This is a genomic window from Pseudomonas sp. St316 (assembly GCF_018325905.1).
Lineage (GTDB): Bacteria > Pseudomonadota > Gammaproteobacteria > Pseudomonadales > Pseudomonadaceae > Aquipseudomonas.
This window is the reverse complement of the sequence record NZ_AP021901.1, coordinates 5,184,483-5,198,418: the sequence shown is the minus strand read 5'-3', so window position 1 is coordinate 5,198,418 and position 13,936 is coordinate 5,184,483. Positions and strand designations below refer to the sequence as shown.

General features: G+C 61.4%; 12 protein-coding genes. 3 read left to right on the top strand and 9 right to left on the bottom strand.

From position 1 onward, the window contains the following. Nucleotides 1-71 precede the first annotated feature (71 nt). Genes adeC through KI237_RS23165 form a run of 3 tightly spaced genes read right to left on the bottom strand, consistent with a single transcriptional unit; the run spans nt 72 to nt 5,851 of the window. Nucleotides 72-1,529 (bottom strand): AdeC/AdeK/OprM family multidrug efflux complex outer membrane factor, encoded by a 1,458-nt coding sequence (gene adeC / locus KI237_RS23175; RefSeq protein WP_212797220.1) that lies wholly within the window; start codon nt 1,527-1,529, stop codon nt 72-74. Further along, complete coding sequence (gene emhB / locus KI237_RS23170) at nt 1,526-4,690, bottom strand: efflux RND transporter permease subunit EmhB (RefSeq protein WP_212797219.1); 3,165 nt, start codon at nt 4,688-4,690, stop codon at nt 1,526-1,528. Before emhB ends, adeC begins: the two co-directional genes overlap by 4 nt. A gap of 3 nt (nt 4,691-4,693) precedes the next feature. Beyond that, complete coding sequence (locus KI237_RS23165) at nt 4,694-5,851, bottom strand: efflux RND transporter periplasmic adaptor subunit (RefSeq protein ID WP_212797218.1); 1,158 nt, start codon at nt 5,849-5,851, stop codon at nt 4,694-4,696. A 265-nt stretch (nt 5,852-6,116) separates the two neighbouring features. Between KI237_RS23165 and KI237_RS23160 the strand changes: the two genes are divergently transcribed. Next, nucleotides 6,117-6,749 carry a TetR family transcriptional regulator gene (locus tag KI237_RS23160; RefSeq protein WP_212797217.1) on the top strand — a complete coding sequence of 211 codons (633 nt, stop codon included), beginning with the start codon at nt 6,117-6,119 and terminating at the stop codon, nt 6,747-6,749. 210 nt (nt 6,750-6,959) lie between these two features. Here the strand turns inward: KI237_RS23160 and KI237_RS23155 are convergent, their stop codons facing one another. The 4 genes from KI237_RS23155 to KI237_RS23140 all read right to left on the bottom strand — a co-directional run bounded on the left by KI237_RS23155 (nt 6,960) and on the right by KI237_RS23140 (nt 10,327). Then, entirely contained in the window at nt 6,960-7,574 is a 615-nt protein-coding gene (locus KI237_RS23155) for a hypothetical protein (protein WP_212797216.1), read from the bottom strand. A gap of 183 nt (nt 7,575-7,757) precedes the next feature. Then, nucleotides 7,758-8,807 carry an alkene reductase gene (locus KI237_RS23150; RefSeq protein ID WP_212797215.1) on the bottom strand — a complete coding sequence of 350 codons (1,050 nt, stop codon included), beginning with the start codon at nt 8,805-8,807 and terminating at the stop codon, nt 7,758-7,760. Between the two features lie 33 nt (nt 8,808-8,840). Next, entirely contained in the window at nt 8,841-10,007 is a 1,167-nt protein-coding gene (locus KI237_RS23145; RefSeq protein WP_212797214.1) for an MFS transporter, read from the bottom strand. Nucleotides 10,008-10,024: 17 nt separating this feature from the next. Continuing rightward, complete coding sequence (locus KI237_RS23140; RefSeq protein ID WP_053182660.1) at nt 10,025-10,327, bottom strand: ArsR/SmtB family transcription factor; 303 nt, start codon at nt 10,325-10,327, stop codon at nt 10,025-10,027. Between the two features lie 157 nt (nt 10,328-10,484). Between KI237_RS23140 and KI237_RS23135 the strand changes: the two genes are divergently transcribed. Continuing rightward, nucleotides 10,485-11,069, top strand: coding sequence for an acyl carrier protein phosphodiesterase (locus KI237_RS23135; protein WP_212797213.1), 585 nt, complete (start codon nt 10,485-10,487; stop codon nt 11,067-11,069). Nucleotides 11,070-11,183: 114 nt separating this feature from the next. Here KI237_RS23135 and KI237_RS23130 read toward each other — a convergent pair whose 3' ends face one another. Together KI237_RS23130 and olsB are read right to left on the bottom strand one after the other, a co-directional pair. Beyond that, complete coding sequence (locus tag KI237_RS23130; RefSeq protein WP_212797212.1) at nt 11,184-11,978, bottom strand: lysophospholipid acyltransferase family protein; 795 nt, start codon at nt 11,976-11,978, stop codon at nt 11,184-11,186. Further along, complete coding sequence (olsB, locus tag KI237_RS23125; RefSeq protein WP_003198679.1) at nt 11,978-12,733, bottom strand: L-ornithine N(alpha)-acyltransferase; 756 nt, start codon at nt 12,731-12,733, stop codon at nt 11,978-11,980. The genes KI237_RS23130 and olsB overlap by 1 nt, the downstream gene beginning before the upstream one ends. 145 nt (nt 12,734-12,878) lie before the next feature. Between olsB and KI237_RS23120 the strand changes: the two genes are divergently transcribed. Continuing rightward, on the top strand, nt 12,879-13,763 hold the full coding sequence (locus tag KI237_RS23120) for an acyl-CoA dehydrogenase middle domain-containing protein (protein ID WP_212797211.1): 885 nt from the start codon (nt 12,879-12,881) through the stop codon (nt 13,761-13,763). Nucleotides 13,764-13,936 lie beyond the last annotated feature (173 nt).

Below are 13,936 nucleotides of genomic sequence, written 5' to 3'. Positions count from 1 at the left end.
CTCCCACACAGCACGCACAAACAAAAAGCCCACCTTTCGGTGGGCTTCGTGTTTCAGCGTTCAAACATCAATCAGAACAGCTTCATCTTCGGCGCTTCTTCTTTCACCGGTTCGTTCTTGCCCGTCTCGGCGTTCCAGCCACCGCCCAGTGCCTTGTACAGATTGACCTCACTGGTCAATTGCGAGAGACGGTCGGTGATCAGCGATTGTTGGGCGCTGAACAGTTGGCGTTGGGCGTCGAGGAAGGTCAGGTTGCTGTCGACGCCGATGCGGTAGCGACGCTCGGCCAGGCGGTAGTAGTCCTGGTTGGCGGCGACGAAGGCGGTCTGGGCCTGCAGCTGTTCATTGTAGGTCCGCCGTGCGGCCAGGCCGTCGGAGACTTCCTGGAACGCGGTCTGAATCGACTTCTCGTACTGCGCGACGTTGATGTCTTTCTGGATCTTGGCGTAGTCCAGGCTCGCCCGCAGGCTGCCGGCGTTGAAGATCGGCAGGTTGATTTGCGGCGCGAAGGTCCAGGTGCCCGAACCACCCTTGAACAGGCCGGACAGGTCCGGGCTCAGGGTGCCGGCGTTGGCCGTCAGGCTGATGCTCGGGAAGAACGCAGCCCGCGCGGCGCCGATGTTGGCGTTGGCGGCCAGCAAGTTGCGTTCGGCCTGGAGAATGTCCGGACGACGTTGCAGCAGATCCGACGGCAGTCCGGCCGGCACTTCGCTGAGCAGGTCATCGCTCAGCGGTTGGGTGTGCAGGTTGGCCGGCAGGCCGGTGCCCAGCAGCAGGGTCAGGCTGTTTTCGTCCTGGGCAACCTGGCGGGTGTAGCGGGCCAGTTGCACGCGGGCGTTTTCCACGGCGGTGCGCGCCTGGCTCAGGTCCAGGGCCGAGGCCACGCCGACTTCGGCGCTGCGCGAGGTCAGCTTGAGGCTTTGATCGTAAGCGCCCAGGGTTTCCTGGGTCAGCTTGAGCAGTTCCTTATCGGCTTGCCAGGTCAGGTAGGCATTGGCGACGCTGGCCACCAGGCTGATTTGAGTGCTGCGACGAGCTTCTTCGGTGGCGAAGTAGCTTTGCAGGGCTTGCTCGCTCAGGCTGCGAACCCGACCGAACAGGTCCAGTTCATAGGCACTGATACCCAGGGTGGCCGAGTAGGAGCTGCTGATGCCCGCTTCACCGGTCTGCGACGCCCGCGCTGGCAAGCGCTGACGGCTGCCGGAACCGGTGGCCGAGACCGCCGGGAACAGGTCCGCGCGCTGGATGCGGTATTGCGCGGCATAGGCATCGATGTTCAGGGCCGCGACGCGCAGGTCGCGGTTGTTTTCCAGGGCGACCTGGATCAGCTGCTGCAACGCCGGGTCATGGAAAAACTGCTTCCAGCCTTGCTCGGCGGCGGCCTGGCCGGGCGCATTGGCCGCCTCGTAGGCAGACCCTTGTGGGTATTGCGCCGCGACCGGTGCTTCGGGCCGCTGATAGTCGGGGATCAGCGAGCAACCGCTGAGCACGACGGCAGCGATGGTCAGGGAGAGTAGCGACTTGCTCATTGGCCAGCCTCTTTGGAAGTTTCAGGAGTGTCGTGCCCGTCGGTATTTTTGCGACGGCCTATCGACGACACGGTCACGAAGAACAATGGCACCCAGAAGATTGCCAGGATGGTCGCGGTGAGCATACCGCCGATCACACCGGTACCGATGGCGTGCTGGCTGCCTGAACCTGCGCCCGTGGAGATCGCCAGCGGAACCACGCCGAGGACGAACGCCAGGGACGTCATGATGATCGGTCTCAGACGCATCCTACAGGCTTCAATGGCGGCTTCCACCAAGGTTCGACCCTGTTCGTGAAGCTCCTTGGCGAACTCTACAATCAGAATGGCGTTTTTCGCCGCCAGGCCGATGGTGGTCAGCAAGCCCACCTGGAAGTACACGTCGTTGGACAGGCCACGCAGGCTGGTCGCCATCAAGGCACCGATGATCCCCAGTGGCACCACGAGCATGACCGCGATCGGAATCGACCAACTTTCATACAGCGCCGCCAGGCACAGGAACACCATCAGCAGCGACAAGGCGTACAACGCTGGCGCCTGGGAGCCCGACAGACGTTCCTCGTAGGACAGGCCCGTCCAGGAAATACCGACACCGGCCGGTAGTTTCTTGGCGATGGCTTCGACTTCGGCCATGGCTTCACCGGTGGAGTAGCCAGGCGCCGGGGTGCCGAGGATTTCCATCGCTTCCACGCCGTTGTATCGCGCCAGTTTCGGCGAGCCGTAGACCCATTCGCCCTTGGCGAACGCGCTGAACGGCACCATGGTTCCGGCGCTGTTGCGCACGTACCACTTCTTCAGGTCTTCGGGACTCATGCGCGCATTCGGCTGACCCTGAACGTATACCCGCTTCACTCGACCACGGTCGATGAAGTCGTTCACATAGTTACTGCCCAAGGCAATCGACAGCGTGTTGTTGATGTTCGAGAGGGTAATGCCCAGCGCGCTGGCCTTCTCGTCATCGATTTCCAACTGGTATTGCGGTTCATCGTTCAGGCCGTTCGGGCGCACCTGGGCCAGTATCTTGCTCTGGGCCGCCATGCCCAGGAACTGGTTGCGGGCTTCCATCAACTTCTCGTGACCGATGCCGGCGCGGTCCTGCAGGAACACGTCGAAACCGGTGGCGTTACCCAGTTCCATCACCGCTGGCGGTGCGAAGGCGAACACCATCGCATCGCGGAAGGTGAAGAAGTGTTGCTGGGCGCGGCCGGCGATCTTGAACACGCTGTTGTCAGCGTTACGTTCTTCCCACGGCTTGAGCATGATGAACGCCAGGCCGGAGCTCTGGCCACGACCGGCGAAGTTGAAGCCGGTCACGGTGAACACCGAGGCCACGCCATCGCCTTCGCCGCCGTCCTTGCTTGGGCGCAGCAGGAACTCACGCATCTTGTCCACCACCACCTGGGTACGCTCGGCGCTGGAACCGGCCGGTGTCTGCACCTGGGCAAACAGCACACCCTGGTCTTCTTCGGGCAGGAACGCCGTCGGAATGCGGGTGAACAGCCAGACCATGCCCACCACGATGATGATGTAGGCCAGCAGGTACGGGGCCTTGTGCTTGAGCATGTTGCCCACGCCGCGCTCGTAGCTTCTGACGCCACGGTCGAAGGTGCGGTTGAACCAGCCGAAGAAACCGCGTTTCGGCGTGCCGTGCTCACCCTTGGGGATGGGCTTGAGCATGGTGGCGCACAGGGCCGGGGTGAAGATCAGTGCAACCAATACCGACAGGGCCATGGCCGAGACGATGGTGATGGAGAACTGCTTGTAGATCACACCGGTGGAGCCGCCGAAGAACGCCATCGGCAGCAGCACCGCCGAGAGCACCAGGGCGATACCCACCAGGGCCCCCTGGATCTGCCCCATGGATTTCTTGGTGGCCTCCTTGGGCGACAGACCTTCTTCGCTCATCACCCGTTCGACGTTTTCCACCACGACGATGGCGTCGTCCACCAGCAAGCCGATGGCCAGCACCATGCCGAACATGGTCAGGGTGTTGATGCTGAAACCGAATGCCGCAAGGATGCCGAAGGTACCGAGCAGTACCACCGGCACCGTCATCGTGGTGATGATGGTGGCGCGGAAGTTCTGCAAGAACAGGAACATCACCAGGAACACCAGCGCGACCGCCTCGATCAGGGTTTCAACCACGCCCTTGATCGATTCGCTCACTACCGGGGTGGTGTCGTAGGGGAACACCACTTCCAGGCCTTGCGGGAAGAACGGCTTGAGGTCGTTGACGGTCTTGCGCAGGGCCTTGGCCGTATCGAGGGCGTTGGCGCCAGTTGCCAGACGCACTGCCAGGCCGGAGGCCGGGGAGCCGTTGAACTGGGCATTGATGCTGTAGCTCTCGCCACCCAGGGCGACATCGGCCACGTCGCCGACACGCACTTGCGAGCCGTCCGGGTTGACCTTGAGCAGGATCGCCTTGAATTGCTCGGCGGTCTGCAGGCGGGTCTTGCCGATGATGGTGGCGTTCAGTTGTTGGCCGGGCATGGCCGGCAGGCCGCCGAGCTGGCCGGAGGCGATCTGCACGTTCTGCGCGGAAATCGCCGTGCTCACATCCACCGGGGTCAGGTTGAAGTTGTTCAGCTTGGCCGGGTCGAGCCAGATCCGCATCGCATACTGGGCACCAAAGACCTGGAAGTCACCGACACCGGCGGTCCGCGAGATCGGGTCCTGCATGTTGGACACGATGTAGTTGGACAAGTCTTCCCGGGTCATGCTGCCGTCGCGCGACACCACGCCGATCACCATCAGGAAGTTTCGCACTGACTTGGTCACGCGGATGCCCTGTTGCTGCACTTCTTGCGGCAGCAGCGGGGTGGCCAGGTTCAGCTTGTTCTGCACCTGAACCTGGGCGGTATCGGAGTTGGTGCCTTGCTCGAAGGTGGCCGTGATGGTCATGCTGCCGTCGGAGTTACTTTCCGAGGACACATAACGCAGGTTGTCGATGCCGTTGAGCTGCTGCTCGATCACCTGTACCACGGTGTCCTGCACGGTTTGCGCGGACGCGCCCGGGTAGGTCACTTGGATCGCAATGGCCGGTGGTGCAATGCTCGGGTACTGGTTGATCGGCAATTTGAGGATCGATAGGGCCCCGACCAGCATGATCACCAGGGCGATCACCCAGGCGAAAATCGGACGGTCGATAAAGAATTTCGACATGGTTTACTCCCCTTTGCCGCCGGCGGCTTTATCGGCTGCCTGTGCGGGGACCGGGTTCTTGGTGCCAACGTTGGTGGCTTCGGTGGCTTTGACTTCCACGCCAGGGCGTACGAACTGCAACCCTTCGGTGATTAGGCGATCGCCAGCCTTGAGCCCATCTTCGATCAGCCATTGGCTGCCGACGGTGCGGCTGGCCTTGAGCTGACGCAGTTCGACCTTGTTGTCAGCGCCCACGACCAGGGCGGTCGGCGCACCCTTGAGGTCGCGGGTCACGCCTTGCTGCGGTGCCAGGATCGCCGCGCTGTTCACACCCGCCTGCAGTTGCGCGTGGACGAACATGCCCGGCAGCAGGGTGTGGTCAGGGTTGGGGAATACGGCGCGCAAGGTCACGGAACCGGTGGTCTGGTCGACCGACACTTCGGAGAATTCCAGCTTGCCTTCGTGCGGATACAGGCTGCCGTCTTCCAGGGTGAGCTTGACCATGGCGGCGTTTTCGCCGGCCTTTTGCAAACGGCCACTTTCCAGCTCGCGGCGCAGTTGCAGCAGTTCGACCGAACTCTGCGTCACGTCGACATAGATCGGGTCCAGTTGCTGGATGGTCGCCAGCGCGTCGGCCTGGCCGTTGCTCACCAATGCTCCTTCGGTGACCGAGGAGCGGCCGATGCGACCGGAGATCGGCGCATAGACCTTGGTGTAGCGCACGTTGATCTGGGCAGTCTGCAGGTTGGCTTCCGACTCCAGGCGGTTGGCCACGGCGGTGTCGTATTCCTGACGGCTCACTGCCTGTTCGTCCACCAGTTGCTTGTAGCGGTCGGCAATCGACTTGGTGGAACGCAGGTTGGCTTCGGCGCTCTTGAGGGTCGCTTCATAGACGGCCGGGTCGATCTGGTACAACTGCTGGCCGGCCTTGACGTCGGCGCCTTCCTTGAACAGGCGCTTGAGAATGATGCCGTTGACCTGTGGACGAACTTCGGCGACGCGGAACGCGCTGGTGCGCCCCGGAAGCTCCGACGTCAGGGTGAAAGGCTGGGTCTTGAGGGTTACGACGCCGACCTGAGGAGGCGGAGGAGCAGGTGCAGCCTCTTCCTTTTTGCATCCGCTGAGCAGCGATGCCAGGGCGATGGCAGTAACCAGGGCAGTAACAGCTGGCTTGAATTGCATGGAAATCCTCGGGTCCAGGCGCGCAACGAGCGCACTCGAAAGATGGAAAGGTAAAAAGGCGCACTATTTCAATTAGTAGGATGCTAAGAAATATACTTACGTACATGGTTGTTTGTAAACAGCCAAATTGCGTAATATCCGGATTTACAAAAGCCTGACAAAGGCCTGTGTAAGTCAGAGACGCGTTCCAAGAGACGTCGCCTCATATTTTGTTCAGCTGATTCTTACGCATTGCTGACGCATCCTGATTGAGGTGTTTACTGCCATGGTCCGCCGTACCAAAGAGGAAGCCCAGGAGACTCGCAGCCAGATACTCGAAGCCGCCGAAAAGGCGTTTTTCGAGCGAGGCGTGGCGCGTACGACGCTGGCCGACATCGCCACATTGGCCGGCGTGACGCGCGGCGCCATCTATTGGCATTTCAGCAACAAGGCGGACCTGCTCCAGGCCATGCTCGATACCTTGCACGAGCCCCTTGATGAGCTGGCCCGTGCCAGTGAGAGAGAAGAAGAGCTTGATCCGCTGGGCTGTATTCGCAAGCTGCTGGTCCGGTTGTTCCAGCAGGTGGCCCTGGACCCGAAAACCCGACGCATTAATGAGATTCTGTTCCATAAGTGCGAATTCACCGATGAAATGTGTGATCTACGCCAGCAGCGGCGCGAGGTCAGCCTCGACTGCAATGTGCGTATTGCGTTGTCGTTGCGCAACGCGATGAAGCGCGGTCAACTGCCGGACGATCTGAATCCTGAAAGGGCGGCGGTCGCTATTCACGCCTACATCGACGGCATTTTGTATCAGTGGTTGCTGGCCCCCGACAGCTTCGACCTGGCCGGTGAGGCTGAGCGCTGGGTGGAAGCCGGGCTGGATATGCTGCGCCTGAGCCCCCACCTGCGCAAATGAAACAAAATGCGTAATTGCGTCGGTTTGTGTCAATAGCTGTGGAACGAAGTTGCTTTTATAAACTGACGTCGTCTTGGTTGATAGGGCATCGGCGGCGAATTTTGTAGGTGATTTGTTGCGCACCTGTGAAAGTGTATGAACAGACCTTTCGAAAGACCTTCCGAATGGGGCGGCGGATACCCCGTCAGATGAACCTGGCGGGGCCACCTATCAAGCCAGCGTGATTTCCACGGTGAACCCGTAGGGTTCATCATTCGCCGCATGAGAGATTCGGGTCGAGCACTTGATTGGCGTAGCGCCGATAGAAGTCACCCTGTTTGTCCGGATGGGCGTCAGCGTCGATGAAATTACACCGAAAGACGTGTTGACGCGCAAACCGAAGTTAAAGACGAAGCCGCAATCCTTGTCGCCAAACACAATAAAGTTTCTGTACATGTCCTTACTGCGGCTGCCCAGTTGCCTGGAATATTCGAAGTCGAGTTTAAAGGCCAGGATGTCCCAAGGAGTAATACTCAGGAAGTCTCGTTCTTCGGCGTCCAGGTCAACGTCGTTTTCACCCACGGCAAGTGCCCGGTCGGTATGGTTGATTAACTTTACAATGAGACGGGTTCGATTTGGTCGACGGCTTTCTTGTTGCCAGGCTTGAATCTGCTGGTTGGCGTCGTCGTTCAATTTTTCTTGTTTCATCAGGGCGTTGAGAACCTCGGAGGGCTCTTTCGTGTCCAGTGACTCAATGTATTTGTGCAAGATATCCGGCGGTGCGTAGTTGAACTGCGAGGGTGTTTTTTCGTAAAGGCTCTTGTCACCTTGAACGGTGTCAGTCATGTTGAATTCCTTTTCAATGGCGTGTCATTAACGTTTGATCGACAAGGCTATCCGGTTTTGCCGTCGGCCTTGATATGAACATTGAAGTGAGCTTTTAGAAAGTTTTGATAGTTGACCGAATATTTAAAGGCATCAAAAAGCCCTGGCTCTTTCGAGGCAGGGCTTTGTCATTTTAGTGGCTGATCAAAGTACTGGGTAATCAATGTATCCCACGGGACCTTTGCCATAAAACGTTTCGGGGTGCGCCTCGTTCAGGGGGGCATCGGCTTTCAAGCGCGCCGGCAGGTCTGGGTTGGCAATGAACGGCACACCAAAGGCGACGGCGTCCGCCTTGCCCTCGGCCAGCCAGGCGTTGGCGCTGTCCTTGGTGAAACGTTCGTTGGCGATGTACGGGCCGCCGAACGCTTGCTTGAGCTGCGGGCCAATGCTGTCATCGCCTTCCTTCTCACGGGAGCAGATGAACGCGATGCCACGCTTGCCCAGTTCGCGGGCCACGTAGCTGAAGGTCTCCAGGCGGTTTTCGTCGCCCATGTCATGGGAGTCGGCGCGCGGCGCCAGGTGCACGCCAACCCGGCCGGCGCCCCAGACTTCGATGGCGGCGTCAGTCACTTCCAGCAGCAGGCGGGCACGGTTTTCCAGGGAGCCGCCGTAGCTGTCGGTACGCTGGTTGGTGCTGCTTTGCAGGAACTGGTCGAGCAGGTAGCCGTTGGCACCGTGGATCTCCACGCCGTCGAAACCGGCTGCCTTGGCGTTCTCTGCCCCTACGCGATAGGCCTCGACGATGTCGGCGATCTCAGCGGTTTCCAACGCGCGCGGCGTTGGGAAGTCGGCCAGCGGACGCACCAGGCTCACGTGGCCTTTGGGTTGGATCGCGCTGGGCGCCACCGGGGTTTCGCCGTTCAGGTACGACGGGTGGGAGATCCGGCCCACATGCCACAGCTGCAGGAAGATCTTGCCGCCCGCGCCGTGGATCGCCTTGGTCACGTTGCTCCAGCCGCGCACCTGGTCGTTGGACCAGATGCCCGGGGTGTCCGGATAGCCCACGCCCATCGGCGTGACCGAAGTTGCTTCGCTGAGGATCAGGCCGGCGGATGCGCGTTGCACGTAGTACTCGGCCATCAGCGCGTTGGGCACGCGACCTGCGTCGGCGCGGCAGCGGGTGAGCGGGGCCATGATGATGCGGTTCTTCAGCTCGATGTCGCCGAGTTTGATGGGGTCGAAAATAGTCGCCATGAAATACAACCTCGAAAGTGGAAGGGTTAAAAGTCAGTGAGTTGCCGGCGCCAGGTCAGCATTGCCGCCCTGGCGAAAAGTGATCAGGGTGACCAGCAGCGCCAGCACGGCCAGCGCGCCAGCGGCCAGGGGCACGGAGGTCAGGCCCAGGCCGTGGTCGATGACGCTGCCGCCGACCCAGGCACCGAGAGCGTTGCCGATGTTGAAGGCGCCGATGTTCAGGGTGGACACCAGGTTGGGCGCGGCTTTGCCGAAGGCCACCACATTGACTTGCAGGGCCGGTACGGCGGCGAAGCAGGCGGTGGCCCAGAGGAACAGCGTGATTTCGCTGGGGATCAGCGCCACGCTGGTCCAGCTCAATACGGTGGACACCAGGGCCATGGTGATGAAGACACCCATCAGCGTATTTGCCAGGCTCTTGTCTGCCAGCTTGCCGCCGATGATGTTGCCCAGGGTCAGGCCCAGGCCGATCAGCACCAGGCTCCAGGTCACTCCACGGGGCGATACACCGGTGACTTCGCCCAGCAGCGGGGCGACGTAAGTGAACAGCGTGAACACCGAGGCGGAGAACAGCGCGGTCATGCTCAGGGACAGCCACAGGCCGGTACCCTTGAGCGCCACCAGTTCGGAGCGCATGTCGAGTTTTTCTTCATCGCGCTTGGCCGGCAGGAAGCGGATCAGGCCGATCAGCGCAATTACGCCAATGACGGTCACCGCCCAGAAGGTCGAACGCCAGCCGGCTTCCTGGCCCAGTGCGGTGCCCAGCGGTACGCCGAGCACGTTGGCCAGGGTCAGGCCGGTGAACATCAGGGCCACGGCCGAGGCGCGTTTGTTGGGCGCCACCAGGCCGGCGGCCACCACTGAACCGATACCGAAGAACGCGCCGTGGCACAGGGCCGTGACGACCCGGGCAAACATCAGCACGTTGTAGTCGCTGGCAATGGCGCAGAGCAGGTTGCCAACGATGAAAATCCCCATCAACGCCACCAGGGCAGCCTTGCGCGGCAGCCGGGCGGTGGCCAGGGCCATGAACGGCGCACCGATGGCCACGCCCAGGGCGTAGCCGGTCACCAGCCAGCCGGCGCCGGGAATCGACACACCCAGGTCGGCCGCCACGTCGGGCAACAGACCCATGATGACGAACTCGGTGGTACCGATGGCGAAGGCGCTCAGGGCCAGGATCAGGAGTGAAAGGGGCATGATGGGTCCTTGTCAGGTCAGAGCTCTTGGCTCATTTGCTTGAGGAACTGCTGGATCACGTCCTCGTTGCGTTTGAAGAAGTGCCATTGACCGACCTTCTGGCTGGTGATCAGCCCCGCCCGTTGCAACACCGCCAGATGCGCAGACACCGTGGATTGCGACAGGCCGCAACGCTGGTCGATCTGGCCTGCGCAAATGCCGAACTCGTGGTTGTGCAACTGATCGGGGAACTGGACCTTGGGGTCTTTGAGCCAGTTGAGGATGTCTCGCCGTACTGGGTGCGCCAGGGCTTTTATTATTTCGTCGAGGTCGAGGGTCATGGGTGGCAAGCTCGGGGTTGATAAAACGCTATATCGCGATGGAGCGAACCTTAAATCGTTATTTCGCGATATACAAATATGGATTTGATCTCAATGCCGAACAAATCGCTATATCGGGTTATAACGATATTGGCGTGGTGGTGCTAAGCTGCGGACCATGAACTATCTCGCGCACCTGCACCTCGGCGGCCCTGGCCGGGAACAACTGCTGGGCAGCCTCTACGGCGACTTCGTCAAGGGACCGCTGCAAGGGCTCTACGACCCACGGATCGAAGCGGCGATTGCCCTGCATCGGCGCATTGACATGTACACCGACCGCCATCCCCTGGTGGACATTGCCCTGTCGCGTTTTTCCACGGTGCGCAGGCGTTATGCCGGGATCGTGCTCGACGTGTTTTTCGACCACTGTCTGGCCCGGGACTGGACGTTGTACGGCGAGGGGCCGCTGCTGGATTTCACTTCGCGGGTATATCACGTACTCAACACCGAACCGCAGCTACCGGGACGCTTGGCGCACATCGCGCCGCATATGGCAGCGGATGACTGGCTGGGGTCTTATCGGGAGTTCGAGGTGATTGGTCAGGTCCTGCGCGGCATTTCCCGGCGCTTGTCCCGGCCAGAAGAACTGGCAGGGGCGATGCAAGAGTTGATCAGGCTTTATGAGCCGTTGAGCGAAGACTTCCGGTTGTTCTACCCGCAGTTGCAGGATTTTGCGCTGAGCCAAACCACACCACAAAACTAAGTGTGGGAGCGAGCTTGCTCGCGATAGCGGTGGCCCAGTCAACATCCCTGCTGAATGTTAAGCCGCTATCGCGAGCAAGCTCGCTCCCACAGGGGGGCTGCGCAGAAATCCGGGTCAGGCCGCAATCGCCGCGGGCCGCACCGGGGCTTGCTGTTTCTCGGGAATCGCCCCGAAGAGTGCCTTGTGCACCGCCTGCTGCGCCTGGAACGCCAGCGCCGCACGCTCCTGACCGTGGCAGGCAATCGGTTCCAGCAGATGGATTTCCACCTCACCCCGATCATTGGCAAACAAGCGCATCAGGTGCGACAGCAAATCATCATCGCCAATGAACGGTGCCAGCGAATCCGGTTCACCGTTGCGCAGGTAACGGATCGCCACCGGCTGCAACGCGACATCGGCATCGATGGCCGCCGACAACAAGCGACCGTGGAAGGTGCGCAGGGTGCGGCCATCGGTGGTGGTTCCTTCGGGGAACATCAACAGCGGATGGGCCTGTTCCAGGTGGCGGCTCATTTGCTTGCGGATCAACTGGCTGTCGCCCGAACCGCGGCGGATAAACAGGCTGCCGGCCTTTGCTGCCAGCCATCCGGCGACCGGCCAGGTGCGCACTTCGGCCTTGGACAGGAACGACAACGGCGTGAGCATGCCCAGCAGCGGGATGTCGGTCCAGGACACATGGTTGCTCACCCACAGCATCGGCCGTTGCGGCAGTTGACCGTGGACGGTGACTGAAAAGGGCAGGGCACGGCTCAGCCGTGCCATGAAGAACCGCGACCAGCGTTGGCGACGGACCATCGAGTTGGCGATTCCTGCACGTTCAAACAGGCCGAACACGCTGGCCATGCTCAGGCCCAGCGCCACCACCAGCAATACTCGCGCAATTCGCGCGTACACCCGCAGCCGGCTCATCAGACCGCTGCCTTGAAGTGGCGGGCGTAGCGCGGGCAGAGCTCGTCGCGCTTGAGCAGGATGAACACGTCGGCCACCTGGAAATCCTCGTCCCAGCACGGCTCGCCACAGATCTTCGCGCCCAGGCGCATGTAGGCCTTGAGCAGGGGCGGCATCTCGGCGATGACGTTGGACGGCACGTCCAGGGTCGGCAAGGGTTTTTTCGGTACGGCTTGCAGGTGTTCGGTGCACAGGTAGCGTTCGCGCAGGCGCTGCATGATCGCCTGGGCCTGGATACCGCCGTCCTGCATCGGAATGCTCGCGCAGCCCATCAGGTAGCTGTAGCCGCCTTCGTTCAGGACTTCGGCCAGTTCGCCCCAGAGCACGGCGATGGTGCCACCGTTGCGGTAGGCCGGGTCGACGCAGGTACGGCCGATTTCCAGGATCGGGCCCTTGAGATGGACCAGCCCGTGGAGGCTGAACTCTTCTTCGCTGTAGAACCGGCCCAGGCTGCTGGCGGCCTGATGGTCGAGCAGGCGAGTGGTCGCCACGAGGCGGCCGGTGTTCAGGTCGCGTACGCCGATGTGGGCGCAGTGAACATCGTAGTCATCCATGTCCAGACCCATTTCCGCGCCCTTGAGCTTGGCGTTGAATTCGCCGCTGAAGACGTTGAAACGCAGGGCCTGTGCTTCTTGCAAGGCTTGGGCGCCGATCAGGCGTTCGGCTTGCAGGCGGCGTTCATTGCCGGTGTCGCTGATGCGGGCGATCTGGGTCATAGCGAATCTCCGTGCGGGCTGTTCAGTTGCAGCCTGTCGACTTTCTTTATGCAGCCATGTTGTGCAAAGTCAGGCTATGTAGCCCCGGTGTCATCGCCATGAAGCTTTGGTGATGCTTATATGACAGCCTTCAAGGAGCCCTCTCATGCCCTGGCACACCCTGATCGAACGCGGCGAGCGCTTGCCCGCCCATCCGGACCTGGCCGAAGGTTATGCCGCGTTGTTGCAACGCTTGGGGCCGGTGATGCCGTTCGAGCTGGCCGTAACCGGGGCGCGGTTGATGGCGACACCGGGCCTGGCGTTCCTGGTGGGGTATCAGGCGGCGCTGCGGGTGCTTTGGCCGAGCGCGCCCCAGAGCCTCGGCGCCTTGTGTGCCACCGAGCAGCGCAGCCTGCGCCCGGCGGACATGCAAACCCGCCTCGACGACTTGCGCCTGAGCGGACGCAAGGATTTCGTCACGGCCGGTGACGCCGCCGAGTGGCTGCTGATTGCCGCTCGCTGCGAAGCGCCCGGTGAAACGCCACGGTTGAACCTGGCCGTTGCCTATGCGGGTGAGCCCGGTGTCACCCTGGAAAAATTGCCCGCCATTGCCCTGATGCCGGACATCAGCCATGGCCGCGTCGTGCTCGACGGCGCGCTGTGCGAGTTGCTGGCAGGCGACGGTTGGCACGCCTACGTCAAACCGTTCCGCACCCTGGAAGACCTTTATGTGCTCAGCGCGATGACCGCTTGGTTGTATGGTGTCGGGCAGGAGTGCGCATGGCCCCAGGCGTTGCAACTGCGCCTGCTGGCGCTGCTCGCCGGCTGCGCGCAGGTGAGTCGGCATAACCCTTCCAGTGCGGCCGGGCACGTGCTGCTGGGCGGGTTGTTCGCTCAGTTCCAGGGGCTCGATGGCGAACTCAACGCTGCCCTGGCCGTCGGGCCTGCGACGTGGCGTGAAATGTGGACGCGGGATAAAGGCGTGATGGAGATGGCGGCGGGCGCGCGGGCCAAGCGCTTGGCCAAGGCGCTTGAGTCTTCATTGGGTTGATGGGCCTCATCGCGGGCAAGCCTTGCTCCCACAGGTTCAGGCTAAATGACAGTCTGTCTTAGACCTGTGGGAGCAAGGCTTGCCCGCGATGGCGTCGGTACTGTCGACACAAGTACTGAAACTGTCATCAAGTTTGAATAGGCTCTGAAGGTTCAATCCTGCGAGCCCCAAGC

What these genes read in the sequence shown, in the direction of transcription:
- adeC (WP_212797220.1), bottom strand. Translation starts at nt 1,529, where the DNA reads ATGAGCAAGTCGCTACTCTCCCTGACCATCGCTGCCGTCGTGCTCAGC.
- emhB (WP_212797219.1), bottom strand. Translation starts at nt 4,690, where the DNA reads ATGTCGAAATTCTTTATCGACCGTCCGATTTTCGCCTGGGTGATCGCC.
- KI237_RS23165 (WP_212797218.1), bottom strand. Translation starts at nt 5,851, where the DNA reads ATGCAATTCAAGCCAGCTGTTACTGCCCTGGTTACTGCCATCGCCCTG.
- KI237_RS23160 (WP_212797217.1), top strand. Translation starts at nt 6,117, where the DNA reads ATGGTCCGCCGTACCAAAGAGGAAGCCCAGGAGACTCGCAGCCAGATA.
- KI237_RS23155 (WP_212797216.1), bottom strand. Translation starts at nt 7,574, where the DNA reads ATGACTGACACCGTTCAAGGTGACAAGAGCCTTTACGAAAAAACACCC.
- KI237_RS23150 (WP_212797215.1), bottom strand. Translation starts at nt 8,807, where the DNA reads ATGGCGACTATTTTCGACCCCATCAAACTCGGCGACATCGAGCTGAAG.
- KI237_RS23145 (WP_212797214.1), bottom strand. Translation starts at nt 10,007, where the DNA reads ATGCCCCTTTCACTCCTGATCCTGGCCCTGAGCGCCTTCGCCATCGGT.
- KI237_RS23140 (WP_053182660.1), bottom strand. Translation starts at nt 10,327, where the DNA reads ATGACCCTCGACCTCGACGAAATAATAAAAGCCCTGGCGCACCCAGTA.
- KI237_RS23135 (WP_212797213.1), top strand. Translation starts at nt 10,485, where the DNA reads ATGAACTATCTCGCGCACCTGCACCTCGGCGGCCCTGGCCGGGAACAA.
- KI237_RS23130 (WP_212797212.1), bottom strand. Translation starts at nt 11,978, where the DNA reads ATGAGCCGGCTGCGGGTGTACGCGCGAATTGCGCGAGTATTGCTGGTG.
- olsB (WP_003198679.1), bottom strand. Translation starts at nt 12,733, where the DNA reads ATGACCCAGATCGCCCGCATCAGCGACACCGGCAATGAACGCCGCCTG.
- KI237_RS23120 (WP_212797211.1), top strand. Translation starts at nt 12,879, where the DNA reads ATGCCCTGGCACACCCTGATCGAACGCGGCGAGCGCTTGCCCGCCCAT.